The organism is Thermostichus sp. OS-CIW-32 (assembly GCF_054060415.1).
Window position 1 is genome coordinate 86,777 of sequence record NZ_JBSSDD010000004.1, and the last position, 18,945, is coordinate 105,721.

The 18,945-nt window shown below is 59.5% G+C and carries 14 protein-coding genes; 8 read left to right on the forward strand and 6 right to left on the reverse strand.

Annotated elements, in window-relative coordinates:
• The first annotated feature begins 112 nt into the window (after window positions 1–112).
• Window positions 113–3,550, forward strand: coding sequence for a maltose alpha-D-glucosyltransferase (treS, locus tag ACVWY8_RS06655; RefSeq protein ID WP_457393821.1), 3,438 nt, complete (start codon window positions 113–115; stop codon window positions 3,548–3,550).
• 47 nt (window positions 3,551–3,597) lie between these two features.
• Window positions 3,598–4,359, forward strand: coding sequence for an SOS response-associated peptidase (locus ACVWY8_RS06660; RefSeq protein ID WP_457393728.1), 762 nt, complete (start codon window positions 3,598–3,600; stop codon window positions 4,357–4,359).
• On the opposite strand, the gene dprA is transcribed toward ACVWY8_RS06660, so the two are convergent.
• Window positions 4,298–5,455: a DNA-processing protein DprA gene (gene dprA / locus ACVWY8_RS06665; RefSeq protein ID WP_457393726.1), complete on the reverse strand. Its 1,158-nt coding sequence runs from the start codon at window positions 5,453–5,455 to the stop codon at window positions 4,298–4,300. The genes ACVWY8_RS06660 and dprA overlap by 62 nt on opposite strands.
• Before the next feature lie 139 nt (window positions 5,456–5,594).
• On the opposite strand from dprA, the gene ACVWY8_RS06670 reads away from it, so the two are divergent.
• Window positions 5,595–5,780, forward strand: coding sequence for a hypothetical protein (locus ACVWY8_RS06670; protein WP_457393724.1), 186 nt, complete (start codon window positions 5,595–5,597; stop codon window positions 5,778–5,780).
• The gene (locus ACVWY8_RS06675; protein ID WP_457393722.1) at window positions 5,773–7,227 is read left to right on the forward strand and encodes a sodium:solute symporter family protein; all 1,455 of its coding nucleotides are present in this window, start codon (window positions 5,773–5,775) and stop codon (window positions 7,225–7,227) included. The genes ACVWY8_RS06670 and ACVWY8_RS06675 overlap by 8 nt, the downstream gene beginning before the upstream one ends.
• Before the next feature lie 24 nt (window positions 7,228–7,251).
• On the opposite strand, the gene ACVWY8_RS06680 is transcribed toward ACVWY8_RS06675, so the two are convergent.
• Window positions 7,252–8,076 (reverse strand): CPBP family intramembrane glutamic endopeptidase, encoded by an 825-nt coding sequence (locus tag ACVWY8_RS06680; protein ID WP_457393720.1) that lies wholly within the window; start codon window positions 8,074–8,076, stop codon window positions 7,252–7,254.
• A 14-nt stretch (window positions 8,077–8,090) separates the two neighbouring features.
• Window positions 8,091–8,372, reverse strand: a complete 282-nt coding sequence (gene clpS / locus ACVWY8_RS06685; RefSeq protein ID WP_099812808.1) for an ATP-dependent Clp protease adapter ClpS — start codon at window positions 8,370–8,372, stop codon at window positions 8,091–8,093.
• Between the two features lie 284 nt (window positions 8,373–8,656).
• On the opposite strand from clpS, the gene ACVWY8_RS06690 reads away from it, so the two are divergent.
• Both ACVWY8_RS06690 and ACVWY8_RS06695 read left to right on the forward strand, forming a co-directional pair.
• Window positions 8,657–10,384, forward strand: coding sequence for an alkaline phosphatase D family protein (locus ACVWY8_RS06690; protein WP_457393718.1), 1,728 nt, complete (start codon window positions 8,657–8,659; stop codon window positions 10,382–10,384).
• Window positions 10,385–10,625: 241 nt separating this feature from the next.
• Window positions 10,626–10,985 carry a hypothetical protein gene (locus tag ACVWY8_RS06695; RefSeq protein ID WP_099812809.1) on the forward strand — a complete coding sequence of 120 codons (360 nt, stop codon included), beginning with the start codon at window positions 10,626–10,628 and terminating at the stop codon, window positions 10,983–10,985.
• A 55-nt stretch (window positions 10,986–11,040) separates the two neighbouring features.
• On the opposite strand, the gene ACVWY8_RS06700 is transcribed toward ACVWY8_RS06695, so the two are convergent.
• From ACVWY8_RS06700 to ACVWY8_RS06710, 3 genes are all read right to left on the reverse strand, one after another.
• Complete coding sequence (locus ACVWY8_RS06700) at window positions 11,041–13,335, reverse strand: glycosyltransferase family 2 protein (protein WP_457393716.1); 2,295 nt, start codon at window positions 13,333–13,335, stop codon at window positions 11,041–11,043.
• A 49-nt stretch (window positions 13,336–13,384) separates the two neighbouring features.
• Entirely contained in the window at window positions 13,385–15,319 is a 1,935-nt protein-coding gene (locus ACVWY8_RS06705) for a cellulose biosynthesis cyclic di-GMP-binding regulatory protein BcsB (protein WP_457393714.1), read from the reverse strand.
• Between the two features lie 151 nt (window positions 15,320–15,470).
• Window positions 15,471–15,872: a cupin domain-containing protein gene (locus ACVWY8_RS06710; protein ID WP_414412749.1), complete on the reverse strand. Its 402-nt coding sequence runs from the start codon at window positions 15,870–15,872 to the stop codon at window positions 15,471–15,473.
• Between the two features lie 267 nt (window positions 15,873–16,139).
• On the opposite strand from ACVWY8_RS06710, the gene ACVWY8_RS06715 reads away from it, so the two are divergent.
• Window positions 16,140–17,780, forward strand: a complete 1,641-nt coding sequence (locus ACVWY8_RS06715; protein WP_457393712.1) for a hypothetical protein — start codon at window positions 16,140–16,142, stop codon at window positions 17,778–17,780.
• On the forward strand, window positions 17,777–18,907 hold the full coding sequence (locus ACVWY8_RS06720) for a hypothetical protein (protein ID WP_457393710.1): 1,131 nt from the start codon (window positions 17,777–17,779) through the stop codon (window positions 18,905–18,907). Before ACVWY8_RS06715 ends, ACVWY8_RS06720 begins: the two co-directional genes overlap by 4 nt.
• The last annotated feature ends 38 nt before the right edge of the window (window positions 18,908–18,945 follow it).

Here is an 18,945-nt window from a genome sequence, read left to right on the forward strand (position 1 = left end):
GGGATCCCTGGCACCCAAGAGAAGGCTATAGCCTATTGAGGGGATCCCCATTCAACGGCTAGGGTTGCCAAGGTGTCCCAATCCTGTCTCTGGTGCCGACATGACCGACATGATGATCCGAGCCCCTCTGCGCAGCCTCATCTCCCCCCTCACCCACGACCCCCTTTGGTACAAAGATGCAATCATCTACGAGCTGCCGGTACGGGCCTTTTTCGACAGCGACGGCGATGGCGTGGGCGACTTCCAGGGCCTGACCGAAAAGCTGGACTACTTGCAAGAACTGGGGATTACAGCCGTCTGGCTGCTGCCGTTTTTCCCCTCGCCTTTAAAAGATGACGGCTACGACGTTTCTGACTTTACCAGTGTTCACCCTGACTTGGGCACCCTAGAAGACTTCAAGATCTTTCTGGAGGCTGCCCATAAGCGGGGGATCCGCGTCATCATTGAGCTCATCCTCAACCACACTTCGGATCAGCACCCCTGGTTTCAGCGGGCCAGACGAGCTGCCCCCGGCACCCCCGAGCGGGACTTTTACGTTTGGAGCGATACCCCCGAAAAGTACAAAGAGGCCCGCATTATCTTTCAAGACTTTGAAGCCTCCAACTGGACCTGGGATTCAGCGGCCAAGGCCTACTACTGGCACCGCTTTTACTCCCACCAGCCAGATCTCAACTACGACAACCCCGCCGTACAAAAAGCCATGTTCGAGGTGGTGGACTTTTGGCTGAGCTTGGGGGTAGACGGCATGCGGCTGGACGCGGTGCCTTATCTCTACGAGCGGGAGGGCACCACCTGCGAGAGCTTACCGGAGACCCATGCCTTTCTCAAGGCTCTGCGCCGACACATTGACCAAAGGTATCCTGGCCGCATGCTGTTGGCGGAGGCCAACCAGTGGCCAGAAGATGCTGTGGCCTACTTCGGCGATGGGGACGAGTGCCACATGGAGTTCCACTTTCCCCTCATGCCACGGCTGTTTATGGCCATCCAGATGGAGGATCGCTTCCCCATCATTGACATCCTGCAACAAACCCCTCCCATTCCTGAAACCTGCCAGTGGGCCCTCTTCCTGCGCAACCACGACGAGCTCACCCTGGAGATGGTCACTGACGAGGAGCGGGACTACATGTACCAGGTGTACGCCAAGGATCCCAACGCGCGGGTGAACCTGGGGATCCGCCGCCGCTTGGCCCCCCTGCTGGGCAACAGCCGCCGCCGCATCGAGCTGATGAACAGCCTGCTGTTTTCTCTGCCCGGCACGCCGGTCATCTACTACGGGGACGAGATCGGCATGGGGGACAACATCTACCTGGGGGATCGCAACAGCGTGCGCACCCCCATGCAGTGGAGCGCCGACCGCAACGCCGGCTTTTCGCGGGCCAACCCCCAGAAGCTCTACCTGCCCATCGTCATCGACGCCGAGTACCACTACGAAGCTGTCAATGTGGAGGCGCAGCGAAACAACCCCCATTCCCTGTGGTGGACCATGAAGCGGCTCATCGCCGTGCGCAAGCGATTCCAAGCTTTTGGCCGCGGCTTCTTTGAGCTGCTCCACCCGGAAAATCGCAAGGTGCTTGCCTTTATGCGAGCCTTTGGCGATGAGCGCATCTTGGTGGTGGCCAACCTCTCCCGCTACGCCCAGTGGGTGGGGCTGGATCTATCGCCGTGGGAAGGATTGATCCCGGTGGAGATCTTTGGCCACACCGAGTTTCCCCATATTGGGCGACTGCCCTATTTCCTAACGCTAGGCCCCCATTCCTTTTACTGGTTTTCCCTTGAGCCCAAAACGGAGACCATCCACCTCAGCCCCAGCAAAGCGGAGGAGCAGGAACGCCTGGTCCCTCTGGTTGTTCAAAGTGGTAGTCCTCTGGTTGTTCAAAGTGGTAGTTGGGACAGTCTCTTGCAAGGGGAAAGCCAAAAGCAGCTGGAGGCAGTCTTGGCGGACTACCTCTACCGCTGTCGTTGGTTTGGCTCCCAAAACCGCCAGCTCCAGGCGATCCATATCCTGCAGGCTATCCCCTGCCGCCGAGAAGAGGAGTCCTTGCTGGGCAGCCAGATCTTGCTTCTCCAGGCCGAGTTTATCGAGGGCGATACGCAGCTCTACTCTCTCCCTGTGGGCTATGCCACCCAAGAAGCAGCCGTACACCTGCGCCTAGAGATGCCCCAGGCGGTCATCCTCCCTGTGCAAGTGGCCGGAGGGCCGGCGGGAGTAATTTTCAACGCTCTGGCTGACAAAAGCTTCTTGCTGCGGCTGCTGCAGCTAATTGCCCAGCAGGGCCGCCTGCGTCACCGTCAGGGAGAGCTCTGGGCCACTAGCTTTGCTGCCCTTGAGCATGACCTGGAACCCCGCCTCCTCAAGGCGGAGCAGAGCTACACCTCCGTTGTCTATGGCAACCACTACCTCCTCAAGCTCTACCACCGGGTGGCCGAGGGGGTAAACCCAGAGCTGGAGATAGGCCGCTACCTGCTGGAGCACCATCCCCAGGTGCGCGTGCCACGGCTGCTGGGATCCCTGGAGTATCGCCGTCGTCGCGGGGCCCGTGGGTTTGATCCCGCCGATCAGCCCATTACCCTGGCCATTTTGCAGGAGTACATCCCCAACGAGGGAGATGCCTGGCACTACACCCTGGACAGCCTGGGGCAATTTTTTGAGGCGGTGCTGGTTCACTACCAAGAGGTGGATCCCGTGCCCGTGCCGCAGGGATCCTTCTTGGAGCTTTCCCAACAGCCCTTGCCGGAGCTGGCCTACGCCACCATCGGCAGCTACCTAGAATCGGTGCGGATCTTGGCCAAGCGCACCGCCGAGCTGCACATCGCCCTGGCTGCCGATACGGAGAACAAAGACTTTGCCCCAGAGCCTTTCTCCAGCCTGTACCAGCGCTCCGTTTACCAGTCCATGCGCAACTTGGTGGGGCAGGTGTTTCCGCTGCTGTTCGCGTCAGCGGGACGGAGTCCTTATAAGCAGCTCCCCAAGCTGCCGGAAGCAGAGGCCAACTTGGCTCGGGCTGTTTGCGACCAAGAAGGGGAAATCATGAGCCGCTTCCGCCTGATCCTGGAGCGGAAGATCACCGCCCTGCGTACCCGCTGCCACGGGGATTATCACCTGGGCCAGGTGCTGTTTACCGGCAAAGACTTTGTCATCATCGACTTTGAAGGGGAGCCGGCCCGCTCTTTGGGCGAACGGCGTCTCAAGCGTTGCCCCTTACGGGATGTGGCGGGGATGCTGCGATCCTTCCACTATGCTGTCCACACAGCTTTGCGCCAGCAACTGGAGAGCGGCTTGGTCTGCGCCGACCACTGCCCCGACATGATGCGGTGGGCCCAGTTTTGGCACCGCTGGGTCTGCGCGGGCTTTTTGGCCGAATATCTGCAGGTGGCTTCCCAAGCGGCTTTTTTGCCCCGCAGCCTGCAAGAGATAGAGGTGTTGTTGGACGCCTATCTGCTGGAAAAAGCCATTTACGAGCTGGGCTATGAGTTGAACCACCGCCCCGAGTGGGTGGAGATTCCCCTGCGCGGGATCTTGCAACTGCTGGGCATTTCCACCAAGGTTTAGGGGATCCTGTCGGCAGGCCATTTGGGGTGAGCGACTGGGAGACAAACATGTGTGGACGGTTTAGCCTGGCAGTGGCCCCAGAAGTGCTGATGCAGCATTTCGGCTTGCCGGCGGCAGCCCAAGAAAGGGCAGCTGTCCCCCGGTACAACATCGCCCCTTCTCAGCCCGTGCTGGCGATGATTGAGCTGGGATCCCTTCAGCGCAAGGCAACCCATTTTCGCTGGGGCCTGATCCCCGCTTGGAGCCAAGCCGCCAAGGCCGGGTTGATCAATGCTCGTTCTGAAACGGTGGCCGAGAAGCCTTCTTTCCGCGAAGCTTTCCGCCGTCGTCGCTGCCTGATCCCGGCAGATGGCTTCTACGAGTGGGCCGACCAGGGTACAGGCAAGAAGGGCAGACAACCCTACTGGTTTCACCTGGTGGATCGACCGGTATTTGCCTTTGCCGGCATTTGGGAACGCTGGCGCAGCCCAGAGGGAGTGGAGGTGGAAACCTGTGCCATCCTCAACACCGCTGCCAACCGCCTGATGCGGCTTTTTCACGAGCGGATGCCCGTGATTTTGACGGAAAACGACTACGACCTTTGGCTGGATCCCCAGGTGCAGGATCCCAAGCTGCTTTTGCCCTTGCTCCGCCCCTACCCAGCAGAAGCCATGGCGGCTTATCCGGTCAGCACCTATGTGAACAACCCCCGCCACGAGGATCCCGCTTGCCGTGCTCCTATCGGAGAAGCAGTGCAGGGATCCAGCCTCAGCGAGCCCGCTGGTAGCGCATCCCCGGCAGTTGTACCAGCCAGCCTTCCAATTCCATAAGCAGCAGGGTACTGGAAAGGGTGGCAATATCCATCTGGCTAGCCTGGGCCAGGGCATCGAGGCTGAGGATGCCCTCCCCTAGCAGCTGCCAGAGCAGTTGCTGTTGGGGATCGCTGGGGCCAGTGGACGAGGGCTGCTTTAGCACAGGGGATCCCTGGAGGAGGCCCAAGTCTTTCAACAGCTCCTCGATCCCCAGGATCATGCCGGCGCCGTCGCGGATGAGCTGCAGGCAGCCGCGGGCTGCTGCCGTGTCGATGTTCCCCGGCAGGGCATACACTTCCCGACCGTAGTGGTTGGCCAGGTGAGCAGTAATTAGCGCTCCCGAGGTTTCCGGAGCCTCCATCACCAAAGTGGCGCGACAGAGGCCGGCAATGATGCGGTTGCGCTGGGGAAAATGCTCCTTGGCCGGCGGTGTGCCGGGGGGATATTCGCTGAGGATGGCCCCTTGGGCCAGGATGCGCCGGTAGAGAGCTTGATGGTGAGCTGGGTAAACTTTGTCCACCCCCGTTCCCACCACGGCCACCGTCTTGCCGCCGGCATCCAGACAGGCCTGGTGGGCAATGCCGTCGATCCCCGTTGCCAGCCCCGAGACCACCACACAGCCAGCTTCCGCCAGGGCAGCGCTGACTTTCTGGGTCCACTGTCGACCGTAGGCCGTAGGGGCGCGGGTGCCGACGATGGCAATAGCCGGCTGTTGCCAATTGGGACATTCTCCTAGGGCATAGAGAATGGGCGGGGGATCTGGCACCTCCCACAGCAGCGGCGGATAGTCCGGATCTGCAGGCGTGAGAAAGGGGATCCCCGCTTTGAGGGTTTCCTCCAGGATCTGCTCGGGATCAAGGCCAGGACGGGCAGAGACAATAGCCTGGGCCAGGGTGGGGCCAATGCCTTCCACCTGCCGCAGGGCCGGGGCATCCGCTTGCCAAGCCCGCTCCAGGGATCCGAAAAACTCCGCCAGCCGTTTCAGGCGGTGGGGGCCAATCCCCTTGACTTGCGCCCAAGCCAGCCAATAAGGCCGCTCTGGTTCTCCGCGCTTTGGCCCACGGGAAGGCTCCCTCTTGCCAACAGGATCTGAAGGGGAAGTGGAGAAAGACAATTTCAGCTCTGCGCAACAGTGGCTGTATCTTAAATGATTGGCAAAAGGAACGCTTGGCAAAAAATCAGGAGATGGGCAGATGTCAGGGTTGGATCCCGGCGGTAACCTTCAGGGATCAAGGCCCCTGCGGTTTGGATGGATGCGCCAAGCTTGGGTGTGGGGGGCCTATCCCCTGCTGTGGCTGTTGACCTGGGTGGGATCCCGCTCGGCCCAGCCCCAGTTTTTGGGGATCCCGGCCTGGTATTGGCTGGCGGGATTGGCTGTCCTGCTGTTGGTACCTCTTAACTTCTACATTGTGCGCGTTTGCTGGCCTGGAGATGACTGACAGCATTTTAAGTTTGGGTGTGGTGGGGGTGTACTTGCTGCTGCTGGCAGCCATCGGCTTCTGGAGCTATCGCCACAGCGGTCGGGATCCGGTTAGCTACTTTTTGGCGGGGCGGGGTCTGGGATCCCTGGCTCTAACCTTGACGACGCTGGCCACCTTGCTCAGCGCCTTTACCTTCATTGGGGTGCCGGCAGATGCCTATACCCATGGCCTGGGAATCTTCCTGGGGGTGGGGGTGACCACCGCCCTCATTTCGGGGCTGTTTTTGTGGGTGGGCTACCGGGTATGGCTAGCAGCCCAACACTTTGGCTTCATCACCCCTTCGGAGTTCTTCGGCCATCGTTTTCAAAGCCCCCTGTTGGCGTTGTTGTATTGCCTGAGCGCTTTGGTGTTTACAGCCCCCTACATCAGCATCCAGATCATTGGCGGGGCCCGAACCCTGGCGGCGGTGTTGGGGGAGGGGATCCCCTACTGGCCCTTGGCAGTGGTGGTGGCCTTGGTGATCCTGGGGTATGTGCTCTTTGGCGGATCCCAGGCGGTGGTCTGGACGGATGTGGTGCAGGGGATCATCTTGATTCTGGGGATGGGGGTGGCCTTTGTTGCAGTGGCTTTCTCCCTAGGGAGAGAAGCGGGTAGCGAACTGGATCCCTGGCTGAGCTTGCCCGGCCCCCAAGGACGCTGGAGCTGGCAAGGGTTACTCGGCAATCAACTGCTGTTTTTCATGGCCACTCCCCTTTTCCCGCAATTTTTCCAGCGCTTCTACATGGCCAGGAGTGCTCATCCCTTCAAGACCCTGATGGTAGTCTGGCCGCTGCTGATTCTGCTGGTCTTTTTCCCAGCAGCTCTGCTGGGGGTTTGGGGCCGCCTGGCTTTTCCCAGCCTGGAGAAAACGGATCAGATTATGCCCATGATGTTGCAAACCCTGCCCAGCGGCGTAGCAGCGGTGGTGATTACGGCGGCCCTGGCTGCTCTCATGTCTACAGCTGACTCCCAGCTTCTCACCGCCAGCTCCCTAGTGACGCGGGATCTGGTAGTGACCCTCTTTAGACGCCAGCTTTCCCCCCACCAAGAAGAGTTGCTAGGCCGCTGGGTGGTGCTGGGGATCGGCCTAGCTTCCTTTGTGATTGCTCTTAACCCGCCGGGGCTGATTGTGGAGATCGCCACCTGGAGCTTTCAGGGAAATGCCATGCTGTTCCCAATCCTGATAGCCGGTCTGTACTGGAAGCGGGCTACCCGCGCCGGGGCAGTAGCCGGGGCCCTCGTCTCCAGTGGCCTGACTTTAGGTTGGCTGTCGGGTCTGTTGCCGCGGGCTTGGACAGGGGGCTGGTTACCCGTAATCCCGGCAGTGGTGATCGGCAGTGGGGTGTTAATTGGCGTAAGCTTGCTTACCCAGCCGCCCAAGGAGCAGGTGACCGCCTACTACGAGGAAGGGCCTTGGGGAGAGTAGGTGATTCTTTATCGATCAGCTCAATCAACGCTTTTCCAGGTCTGCCGGTAGCCAGCCAGCTTGAGCCAGGCCGTTGAGAAATGCGAAAGTCCCTCCTAGAAAAAGCAAGCCCATCAGCCCGGCCAAGGGGTTGCCGCCGATCCCGGTCAGCCACTCGGGCACCCTGCCGGTGTAGTCTATCCAGGCCAGATTGTTGACCCAGGCCATGCCCCATACCCAACCCGCGTGCAGCCCTAGGCTAAGGCCCAGCTTGTTTTGGTTCCAGACCCTTGCCTGCACCAGCAGCAGTCCCATTAGCCACAGTCCGGGAAATTGCGGCCAGGTGGCGAGAATCTCAGGCAAAGGCTTCAGGAAATGGGCCATAGCAAAGAGGAAGCTGGATCCCCACACCGCAGTGCTGCAACCGTAGTCCAGCAGCATCTCCTGCAGCAGCCAGCCGCGAAAAAACAGCTCCTCCGCCAGCGCCACCCCCAAGCCCAAAAGCAACCCCAGCAACCCATAGACCAGCAGGGATCCCCCTCCTACCGCCCTCCAACTCAGCCAACCCAGGGATCCCTCCAGGCCCAAAAGCAAGAAAAGCCCCCCGACCCCGATCCCCAGGCCCCACAGGATCCCGCCTCGGCAAGGCCAACTGCCATCCAGTCCATAGGCGGCAAACCCGGATCCCCACACCCATAGCCAGGCTAGCAGCAGGGCATACAGGAGCAGCCACAGGTAGGCTCGCGCTTCCGGAAAAAACCACCCCCCCAGCCCGACCCACGGCAGCCAGGCTAGGAGGGGGATCGCCAAGAAAAGCAGCAGACGCAGCAGAAATGGACAAGCCCTCAGCTTGGAGATCGGCAGGCCCATCCAACCCGCCCCGCCTAGCGTTCCGGCTCAATGGAGCTGGTGAGGCCATGTTGCCGCAACTGCTCACAGTAAAACTCCGCGTGCTCTCGCGGCACCACGATCACCACAGCAACACCGTTGTTGTGGGCTTCCAGCATGATCTCAGTGGCTTGCGGCGGCATCATCGCCGGGATCACCTTGACCAGCACCTGCACCACGTACTCCATGGTGTTGACATCGTCGTTGTGCAGCAACACCCGGTACATGGGCATGTGCTTCGGGGTTACAGAAGGCTTGACCAGAGTCTCCGTAGCCACGACGATCCCTCCTTCGGCAGGGTCAACAAGAAGTCTAAGGAACGCAAAACCGCAAAAATGGGGCAAAAGCAGGAAAAACTGTAATGAAATTTTAGCCTTCTCAGCAAGCTCTGTGAAAAGGCCGTGGGGAACCTGGGCGCAGGGGTCAGAGCCGTTAAACCAACCCTAACCCAGCCTTCACCTGCCCACAACCTCAGCTTGGGGGCAAAAGTGCTTGACTAAAAAGGCGATTGGCCTTTGTTGCGGATCCCTTTACATTTGCCTGTGTCCCTGAGGTGGGCCCTATGAGTTCCCTGCGTTCCCGTCGCTTTTTCCTGCAGTTGCTGATGTTTGGAGGTGGGGCAGCCGCCCTGGCTGCCTGTGGAGGCACCTCCAGTTCCTCCATTCCCCCCCTGGGAGAGCCTGGATTTCCCCAAGGGGTATTTGCCGGGGATCCCACCTCGGAAGGGGCGGTGCTTTCCACGCGGGTGATCCCGGCCAGTGCAACAGACACGGTTGCGGTGACGTTGCAGGTGGCTGAGAATTCCGAGTTCAACCCCATTTCGCAACAAGTTTCGCTTACTGCTCGCCGTGTGGCGGGCCGCAACTACCGCACTGAGCCAGGCGACTACATTGCTCGTGCCGTCGTCACCGGCTTGAGGCCAGCGCAGCGCTACTTCTACCGGTTTGTCAGCGAGGGGTTTACCAGCCCTGTAGGCCAGTTTCGCACCCTGCCAGCTCCTGGGGATGGACGACCCATTCGCTTCTTACACATCAGTTGTGCCAACGAGCCTCCCTTTCCTATTGGGGCAGCCATGTTGGCAGAAGTTAGCCGCGGCGACATCGATTTCATTTCCTTTAACGGCGATACCGTCTACGCCGATCGCTTCTGGCTGGGCTTAGATCCCATCGGCAATCTGGAGTTCTACCGCAGCCTCTATCGGGATCAGCGGGATCCCAACTATGCCGGACGAGAGTTCGTGCAACTGTTTGGCCGGACTGCTTTTGTTGTCAACTGGGACGATCACGAGGTAATTGACAACTACAGCGGCCAGAAGGCTCGCGGCGGCCGGGCCACTCAGCTGAACGACACCACCGGGCAAACCCGGGATGTGGAAGATCTCAAGGTGCTCGGCTACCAAGCCTTTTTTGAATACAACCCCATTACCCCCAACCTGACAGATGTGGTCGGTGTGGATAGCCGGGATCGGCTGTTTCGCAGCTTCCGCTACGGGGCCAATGCCGAAGTCTTCATCCTGGATCTGCGCCAGTACCGGGATTTGGCGGCGGTCACCCCCATTTTGCCCATTTTGCCCCCCGGCCTGACCCGTCAGCGTTTTTTGGAGCTGGCCGGCATTCGCCTCACGCCCGAACAAGAGACCCTCTTCTTTGGCCCACCCGGCTCCGAGCAAGCCCTGTTTAACCTGCTGCGCCGCACGCCCCGTACCCTCTTGGGCAATCCGCAGAAGCAGTGGCTGTTCAACGGCCTGCGCAACTCCACCGCCACCTACAAGTTCATCGTCAGCGAGTTTCCCATCACGGTGACCTATTTCCGCTCCAACGATGTTTGGGAAGGCTACTGGCTGGAGCGGCAGGAAGTCATTGACTTTATTGAGAGCAACAACATCCGCAACGTGGTGTTCCTGACGGGCAACAACCACGCCGGCTTCATCGGCCAGGTCAACCCCGGCAGCAGCAACCCTATCTGGGAGGTGTGGACCGGCCCCACCGGGCGGAGCGTTACGGCCCTGAGCATTGACGAGCTGGGCAATCAACTGGGGATCCCCAATGCCAGCCGCCTGTATTACCGGATTGTGAACGGCTTTTTGGCACCGGTGAACCCGACCAATCCGCAAGTGAGCGGGATCCCAGGGGTAACGACGGGCAACTTGCGCTTTTTGGAGCTGGCGGTGCCCAACTACAACGTTATTGAAGTGTCCGGCAGCCGCTGCACCATTCAAATCAAAGGCCCCGCCGGCAATGTCTTGACGGATCCCTTGGGGCGACGCGGGGAACTGAGCTTGCCACAATAAAACCACAATAAAGAAGTCGGCTCAACCGATGAGCCAGCTGCGCCGGGTTGTCAATCAGAATTAAGGGATCCCTGCTCTACTCGGGATCCCTTTTTTGTATCCCTTTTTCGCGATTTTTAACGTGGGATCCTTAACGTGATCTGGATCATTCGGGAAAGACGGATCCGGGTGCTAGAGTGTGGGCGTTGAGGTGGATCCCTGTAGAAAATCTATCTCCGTTTTTCAGTAGGAGGGCAGTCTTATGGCTTCGGTGCGGGGCTGGTTGGTGGCAAGCTTAATAGGAGCGGCCACAGTTATCGGGGGCGCTGCCGCCTGGGCTCAGAGCCGTAGTTTGTGGCTTCTTAATGGACAATCGACCGTAGTTACAGGCTATTTCTACCGAGGTGAAAACATCTGGGCGCAGTGCGACCAGGATTGCTTCGATGTGGATCTGGTGCTTTACGATGCCAGCGGTCAGGTGGTGGCTGCAGACGAACTGTTGGACGATTTCCCCATCGTGCAGGCGCCCTACGAGGGCAACTTTTCTGTCAAGGTGATCATGGCTAGCTGTCTCCACCCCAGTGGTTGTGCTGTGATCGTAGACTCGGACTACAGCTTCTAGAAGGGTGCTGGCTGTCCTCACTTCGCTGCTACTGCTTAGGAACTCAGTCCGTAGCCTAGGCTGCTTTGTGAGCAGCTTCCTGGACTTTGGCGTGGGTAAACTTGCTTAGCCCGTGGATGGTCTTTTCCCAGTAGAAGGGCTTGGTAAAGAGCTGCCACAGGGCCATGTAAGCTGCCATAGAGTGCAGTTGCCAGTAGATGGGGTTGAGCAGAGCATAGAAAGCCAGATCGTAGTAACCGCGGCGGAAGACCGCGACCAGGTTCAGGTAAATCCCAATGGCGTTGCCCACCAGGAGGTTAAACAAGCCCAGATAAACCAGCCAACTGGGAAATAGGTTTTGCAGCCAATGGGCGCGGGTGAGCAGCCAGTAAATAAACAGCAGCCACATGATGGGGCTGGTGAGAAAGGTAAAGAAGCTGCCCCCGATAAAAAATTGGTAGGATAGCCAGTTTTTGAGGCCCAGCTTGCGCAAGGAGCGCAGGGGGTTGCGGTTGTGGACCAGCCAAGTTTGCATGTAGCCTTTGATCCAGCGGGAGCGCTGCCGGATCCAGTTTTTAACGGCGCAGTTGGCCTCTTCATAAGTGGTGGAGTTGATCACCCCCACCGTATAGCCGTGCTGGCTGGCGCGGATGCCTAGATCTGCGTCTTCAGTGACGTTGAACGGATCCCATCCCTGCAGCTCCCGCAGGCGGTCAGTGCGAAAGTGGTTGCTAGTGCCTCCCAGGGGGATGGGCATTTTCAGAGTTTCCAAACCCGGCAGCAGATAGTCGAACCAATAGGAATACTCCAAGGTAAACATGCGGGTGAGGAAGTTCTCGTTGCGGTTGAAATAGTTGAGGGCAGCCTGGACGCAGACCAAGCTGGGATCCCCTTTTCGGAAGGCAATGACTGCTTTTTTGAGTTGATCTGGGTCAGGAATATCTTCAGCGTCGTAGATGGTGAGATATTCGCCACGGGCAAAGGCCAGGCCGTAGTTGCAGGCTTTGGGTTTGGTCTTGGGCTTGCTATCTGGCACGATGAGCAGGCGCACGTAGCGGGGGGGCTTGGCAGCTCGAGCTGCCTCAATGGTGTCTCGGTCGTTTTCCTCCAACAGAATAAGCACATCCAACCGCTCATGGGGGTAATCCAGCTTGGAGAGAGACTTGATCAAAATCGGCATTACTTCCGGCTCTTTGTAGACCGGCACCAGGATGGTGTAGATAGGCAAGTCGCGATCATCCAAAGCGGCTACTTCCTCATCGGTAATCTGGTGGAAGCGATCGGCGGATCCCACTAGGCTGAGCAGCAGTTTGAACAGGATCGAAGCGACGTAAAAAAGATTGATCAGCAGCACCAAAATGGTCAGAGTCGTCCAGGGAGCAGTGGCCAATCCCCAAAGCAACAGCAGCAGCAGGCCGTAGCCCACCGCAATCTGGGAGGGGGTAAACACCCGCGAGGCCGATTCTTCTGGCAGGCGGGCCATGAGCTTGTACACCGCTTCTTGGCTAAACTGGGAGCCCTGATCCTGGCTGAGAAGCTGCGTGATATCCTGCTCGGTGCCCAGAACTTTTTCAATACGCAAGCCTGGCCACCAAGCGTAGAGGATCTCATCCACCACCCAGTCCAGGGGGTCGTTCACCATCACCGTGAGAGTGTTCTGATCCGTCCAGGCCAAGGGATAGAACAGGTGACGCATCATCACCTCAGGATCAAACTGTTTGCTCAAAGCTGGATCTCGATGAAGCAGCCCTGTCCCTATCAATTCAGACACTGTCGGATACCCTAACAACTGAGTGAGAATGCTCAGGTACTCCGGCGTGGAAAGGTAGCTGAGCCGGGTCAAAAGCTGACCTAGGCTGGATCCGGTGCGGCGACGAATGGCCAGAAGATCCTGCCATTGTTCCAGAGTAAGCCGACTGCCTACCAGCTCTGCCGTCAGCTTGCGTTCAATGAGGGCGGTCAGAATCTGTTTTTCGGTGGCCGGGATCTCCCAAATCCGATCGGCTTCGGGGCAGAGGCGCTTGACATTTTGCCAGACAATGGGATGGCCCGGCTCCTCGGTAGCAACCACTACGGTTCGCGGGTCGAGCCAGCCACAGGGCAGAAAGCGCACCGGCACCAGATCGATAGGCTCGATCAGCCAAGGCAGCTCTAGGTCGAGGGGATGCTCGAGCAACCAGCTCCTCAGCTTGGGCCGATCCAAGATCTGACAGCAGAGGCGAGCAAACTGACGGGGGTGCATTGCCCTCAAGCTCCAGAGGGCCCGCGGCAGGGAACAATCAGCTTGTTTTTGATAGCGATAAGCCTTTGCCAACTGCTCCTGGGTTAGACAGCCTGTGCGCACCAACCAGTATTCGATAAGCGTTAACATAAGCTCAAAATCAGATTAATTCTAGGCGAATCTTAGGTTCTCGCTTGGCTTAAGAGGGGGTTGGCGGCTCAGGTTGCCGGGCCAAACGTCGATAGGTGTCCCATGCCCCCACAGCCAGCAGGATGGCCAGCAAAAGCACCAGCCAAAAGCGGTATTGCCACAACAAAAGCTGCCAACTGAAGCGACCGGGGTAGCGCACTCGATAGCCTGCCGGCGTGAGATCCCAGCTCTGTACTTGGGTGAGATCGGGGGCAGCGGCATAGGCGGTGAGCACGTTTCCCTGTAGCTGGTTGGCCAGGCGGGTGCGCGGATCGGCAAGGCCGCGGCTGAGGCGCTCTGCCAAAGCCGGGTCAGATCCCCACCAGGAAAGCCAAAGGTTCGGCTTACCTTTCAGGAGAAAGTACTGCAAAAGGCCGAGGTTTTCTTGAGGCTGAGCGGCCAAGGCCACCTGCTGGTTGAGGGGATTGATGATTTCAAACTGGGATCCCAGCCGGATGGGGCTATTAAGCTCCACCTGATCTGGCCCGGCCACGATTATCTGCCAGGCAAAGTTCTCTGCTTGGAGTTGGGATTTCCCCTCCGGTAAAAACTGGAGGGTGGGCAACAAGGGCTGTGCCGACAGACGACCAAGGGCACCCAAGAGATAAGCAGTAGCTGGCAGCAACTGGGGATCCCCTACCCACACTTGGCCGGATCCTCGAAGCACCGCCGGGATCTCCTGCAGCTCGCCAGTGGGGGCTTGGTAGCCGCTCCAGATAAAGCCAGAGCTATCCGAGCGCACTTGTAGGGTCAGCGGGGTCAGGGATCCCTGGCAATTACCGGGGCTGGCGCCATAGTCAAAGCGGAGCTCCAGTTGATTAAAGCGGCGCAGCAGGCGGGTGGGCAGGGTCACAGTTTCGTTGAGCTGGGTGCGCCCGGTTAGGTTGTAGGTGCGCAACAGAACGCCATTCAAGAACACGTAGCCGGTGAGGCGATCCCCCACTCGGCCATCCACCGGGTTCATAATGACGTCTAGTTGCGCCGCCAGATCCCGCGGCCGCCCCCCCAATTGGGACAGGTTGAAGTTGAAGACCAAAGACTGGCTGCCAAACCCCCGCAACATGGGATCCACGATCCCCAGCTCTCGCAGGCTGAGGCGGTTGGCCCTGAGCGCTCTCTCCAGATCCGCCACCCTTGTCACCTGGATGCCGCGGCTGACCAGCCCCGCCCGCTTCCATTCTTCATAGAGAGCAAGAATAGCTTCCCGGCGGGCGGCCACTCGCAGGCGGGATCCCTCTGGGGTAATTTGATGCTGCAAGTGGGGGGTGAAATTGGCCGGCTCTAAGATCACCTGTGCCCCCTGCTTCGGACGGTTGCTCCACAGGATGGGCGTTTGCGGAAACAGGTGAGAAAGGAGGCTGTACAGCCACAGAGCTGCTTCCGCCGCTTCAGGAGTGAGGTCAGCCGGCACTACCAAAGTAACCTGAGGATACAGCCGGCCCAGAAAACCGGCCACCGTGGCATCAGGAACGAGGGGCGCCAGCTCAAAGAAACTATCCCGCCCTACCGTCAGCAGCAAATTGCCGGTATTCAAGTCGGCGCAAATATCGTCGCTGATGCTCAGGAAAGGCTGCACCGACAAGGTGATGAAGCGCTCGCTCCGCGCCAAGCTGGGGATGGGCACTCGCACCACCGGCTCCTGCCGCAGGTCCCGCACCAGAAAAAGGCCCATTAGCTCCTCGTTGATCAGCACCCGCACCGTGGACGTGGGCTTGAGCACCGGCGAGGGATCCAGGCGCAACTGCACAAAGCTGGCCTCGGGGTCAAGGCCGTTCAGGGGGGCAGGGATCCCGATATCTAGACGCGGGTTAGCTCCTTGCAGCAGCACCGAGCGGTCGTAGCCCAGCCTTTGCAGAGAAATGACTTCCGCTGCGTGGACAGCCGTCGGCCCGCAACACCAAAGCAAACCGGCAACCCACAAAGCCCACTGTCTTGCCTTCTGCATCACCTTGACCCCCTCTTGTTGATCCCCAACTTGTTTGAGGCAGGCAAGCCCCTTGGCCCACCTGACCCAAGTTTGCCCGACATGCAGAAATCTGTAAGCTTTCGGGGGTCTTTACGCACAAATCGTGGATTCGGATGCCCAGGGGATCCCTCTACTGGCGGGCGTAGTCGTCCTCAAAGCGCACAATGTCGTCCTCCCCGAGGTATTCCCCGTTTTGCACCTCGATCAACACCAAGGGAAGGGTGCCGGGGTTTTCCAGGCGGTGCTTGGTGCAGGGGGGAATGTAGGTGGACTCGTTGGAGCTCAGCAGCATCACCTCTTCTCCACGGGTAACCTTCGCTGTGCCCCTGACCACGATCCAGTGCTCGCTGCGGTGGTAGTGCATCTGCAGGCTGAGCCGATGGCCGGGCTTCACCTCGATGCGCTTGATCTTGTACATCGGGCCTTCATCCAAAACCCAGAAGGATCCCCAAGGACGGGTTTCTGCTTGAGAGGGTACCAGCTCAAGCGCTGGAACTGCTGCATCATTCACGTCCCGCACAGCCTGCAACATAAGATCATGTCCTTGCAAAGTCACCCTCATTCTCTCTCAGCGTCCGAGACCTCCTCATCGACAATATGGCTGAATTGGCCTACGCCAAAACTCGTAGATAAAGTCTCTCAGGCCAGGGAATGCTAATCTAGCCCTGTGTCCAGTTCCCAGACACGTCAGCCCATCCCCATACTTTTTCTGAAACTTGTTCTCATCAGACAACTCTTAAGGCTTGATTCGCTGTTGAATGAGTTGCCTTCTAACTTCTTGAAGTCGTTAAAGCAACCCATGTTTCTCACCAAGCTCAGGGCTTTCTTGCGGCTCTTCGGGTCTACCGGGATCCTGTTTCTGCTGCTGGCTAGCCTTCTGTGGGGTTTGAAGGAGGGCTGGGGCTGGGTGAGCTTGGAGATGCAGTTTCTTGGCTATAAGGGATCCGTGGCGGCCTTGGGGCCGGATCCCCGCCTGCCCATTGTGGGCACCACCTTTCCTCCCTTGCTGGTGATGGTCACGGCCATTCTGGGACGATCCCCGCTGTTGCTGCAGACCATCTTGGGCTCTTTGCTGCTGGGCTGGACGTGGCGGCAGTTGCGCGGCTTGCCGGTGGAAGTGGGATGGCGCTGGCTGTGGGGTTTGTTGATGGTGGTGCAGCCGACTTTGATCTTGATGCTGCTGCGCAGCCCTGTTTGGACAGCCACAGCAGGGTTGGTGGGGGTGAACATGGCCCTGCTGTTTCCCTTGAGTAAAGAGGAGCAGGCCAGGGCAGAGACTGGGGCGGATTCTGGCGAGCTGCCCATTGCGCTACGGCTACTGCTCATTGGGCTGGCGCTGGGGCCTCTGATGGTGCTGCGTTGGGAAAGTGGGTGGCTGCTGCCCTGGGTGGCAGGGGTGCTGCTGTTGGCTTTTCGCAAACAGTCCTGGGGTTTTCGGCTGGCTTCGCTGCTGGTGGCAGGGTTTATCAGCCTGGCCCTGATGTTGAGCTGGCTGTACGTGAACTGGCTGTCGGCAGGGGATCCCTGGGCTTTCACCTACCAGGTGGGCAGCGGTCTGCGGCTGCCGCAATTGCGGGAAGACTTGCAGCAGGCGGGTGGCTGGCGGGGGGTGCTGGAGGCTGGGAAATGGCTGGCGGTGCTGGCCCCTGCCTATCTGCTGTTGGGGCTGGGATCCCTGCTGGGCCGAGGCCCGGGTCGCTGGGTATGGGCTCTGGTCTGGGGGATGCCGCTGGTCATCCTGCTGGCTTCTCTAGGGCAGGGGCTGTTTTTGCGGGAGCTGAGCCGCTTTGGCCTTTTCTGGGTGCCGCTGCCTTTGCTGATGGGCGCCTACTTGTGTCGCGGAGCCGGCCCCGGCTGGGCTAAGCGCCTGTTGATCACTGCCCTCTTGGGGTTGAACTGCCTCACTGCCGGTTATGGGGTGAGCCAAGAGCCGGGTTTCCTCATGCCCCTGGTGGCCGAGGAGCGGGATCTCTGGGAGCGGCTGGTGGCAGGGGTAGTGCCCCTTAGTGGCGAGTTGGAAGCTGCCCAAAACCTGTATGAAGTAACCTCTGCTGGGCAAGCCCTAGAAGACTGGCGGAGGCTGCGGCAGGAAAAGCGCCAGGTTGGGCAGTATCTCTATCGCCACCTGTTGCCCGGACAAAAAGTGCTGGTGGACGACGACATCCACTTTGAGGCTATCTTTTGGGCAAGGGATCCCCGCTCTTTCCTTACTCCTCACCAGTACGAGTTTGCCCTGGCCCTTCAGCATCCCCAGGAAAGGGTGGACTACCTCTTGGTAGCGGGGCTGGCGGATCCCTTGCGGAGCGCCGATCGCATCCTGCAATTTTGGCCTGAGCTCAATTTTGAGGGGCTGCCGGGCTTCAGGGAGGTTTATAGCTCCCCCCAAGTGCGGCTGTGGGCTCGCCAACACCAAGAGGAACCGCAGGAGGAGAGGAGATGAAAAGGAGACGATCCTGGCAGCGGCGACAGGTGCTGCAAGCGGGCGGAGCGCTGCTGGCTGCCTATGGGGTTGCCGGCTGTGGCCAGGAGTTTTTGAGTCAGCAGGGGAGTCGCAGCCCGGAAAATGCCGAGACGGGAAGCATGAACTTGTTAGAGCTGCTGGCCCGCTGGCAGGTGGGCATAGGGGAGGATCCGGGCCGGTTTCTGTGGGAAATCGAGTCGGATCCGCAGGTGGCGGCAGTGGCGCAGGGGTGGGATCCCCATTTCCTGAGCGGCTGGCTGAACAGCTTTGATCACCGCCAGGGAGATCTCTCCTTTTGGCGCAACTGGCACCAGGCCGGGCTTTTGCGGCAGTGGTTTGAGCGGGGCTATACCCTCCACATCATCACCTGGGAAGACGACACCCACCGCCCCTGCGGCGACTACCACATCTCCAAGCAGTTTGTCCAGGATGTAGCCGAATTGGCCGGCTATATCGCCCAAGCCAACCCCCAAGGCCGCCCTACCTATTGGAGCCTGGCCACGGAGTTTTCCTATTGGCGGATCCCAGCAGATACCTACAACGCCGACACTGCTTTCTACTACCAAGCCCTAATGCGCAATGTCCTCACAGCCCGCCAAGCCATCAAGGAGCGGCTGCCGGCAGCCGAAGTAGCCCTGTGCTGGGGGGGCTGGATTGCCACCTTTGACGACCCTTCCCGGGGGGCAGGCCGCAGCATGGTGGAGCCCTTTGCCGAGACCCTGAGCCGGATGGACGGGATCGCCTTCCAGTCCATGCGCCAGCGGCGGCCAGGGGAGTTTAACCCAGAGCTGAACGGCCCGGATCCCGGTAACCCGGAGCAGATCCGCCTCTGTTGCCGCCTGTTTTCCCCCATCCACCCCAACCTGATGTTGGCCCACTACGAGCCCTCCATCAAAGACAAGCACCCCAGTGGCGGACGGGCCGACACCGTCCATACAGACTTTCAGCTCATGAGCCAGCCGGAGTGGCTGCGGGAAGTGTCTCAACTGGGGCTGCGGCACCTGTCCTTGATGCACTACGGCCTGTATAAGGGGGATCCCTTCGGAGCGCTGACCGCCGCTCGCCAATTCCGGGCACAGGTGGGCCTACCGGCTGCCACCTCATAGTTAGCAGTCGTTCCAAAGCCGGTTTTGTCCCGGATCTT

What these genes read in the sequence shown, in the direction of transcription:
- treS (WP_457393821.1), top strand. Translation starts at nt 113, where the DNA reads ATGATCCGAGCCCCTCTGCGCAGCCTCATCTCCCCCCTCACCCACGAC.
- ACVWY8_RS06660 (WP_457393728.1), top strand. Translation starts at nt 3,598, where the DNA reads ATGTGTGGACGGTTTAGCCTGGCAGTGGCCCCAGAAGTGCTGATGCAG.
- ACVWY8_RS06670 (WP_457393724.1), top strand. Translation starts at nt 5,595, where the DNA reads ATGCGCCAAGCTTGGGTGTGGGGGGCCTATCCCCTGCTGTGGCTGTTG.
- ACVWY8_RS06675 (WP_457393722.1), top strand. Translation starts at nt 5,773, where the DNA reads ATGACTGACAGCATTTTAAGTTTGGGTGTGGTGGGGGTGTACTTGCTG.
- ACVWY8_RS06680 (WP_457393720.1), bottom strand. Translation starts at nt 8,076, where the DNA reads ATGGGCCTGCCGATCTCCAAGCTGAGGGCTTGTCCATTTCTGCTGCGT.
- ACVWY8_RS06690 (WP_457393718.1), top strand. Translation starts at nt 8,657, where the DNA reads ATGAGTTCCCTGCGTTCCCGTCGCTTTTTCCTGCAGTTGCTGATGTTT.
- ACVWY8_RS06695 (WP_099812809.1), top strand. Translation starts at nt 10,626, where the DNA reads ATGGCTTCGGTGCGGGGCTGGTTGGTGGCAAGCTTAATAGGAGCGGCC.
- ACVWY8_RS06700 (WP_457393716.1), bottom strand. Translation starts at nt 13,335, where the DNA reads ATGTTAACGCTTATCGAATACTGGTTGGTGCGCACAGGCTGTCTAACC.
- ACVWY8_RS06705 (WP_457393714.1), bottom strand. Translation starts at nt 15,319, where the DNA reads ATGCAGAAGGCAAGACAGTGGGCTTTGTGGGTTGCCGGTTTGCTTTGG.
- ACVWY8_RS06710 (WP_414412749.1), bottom strand. Translation starts at nt 15,872, where the DNA reads ATGTTGCAGGCTGTGCGGGACGTGAATGATGCAGCAGTTCCAGCGCTT.
- ACVWY8_RS06715 (WP_457393712.1), top strand. Translation starts at nt 16,140, where the DNA reads ATGTTTCTCACCAAGCTCAGGGCTTTCTTGCGGCTCTTCGGGTCTACC.
- ACVWY8_RS06720 (WP_457393710.1), top strand. Translation starts at nt 17,777, where the DNA reads ATGAAAAGGAGACGATCCTGGCAGCGGCGACAGGTGCTGCAAGCGGGC.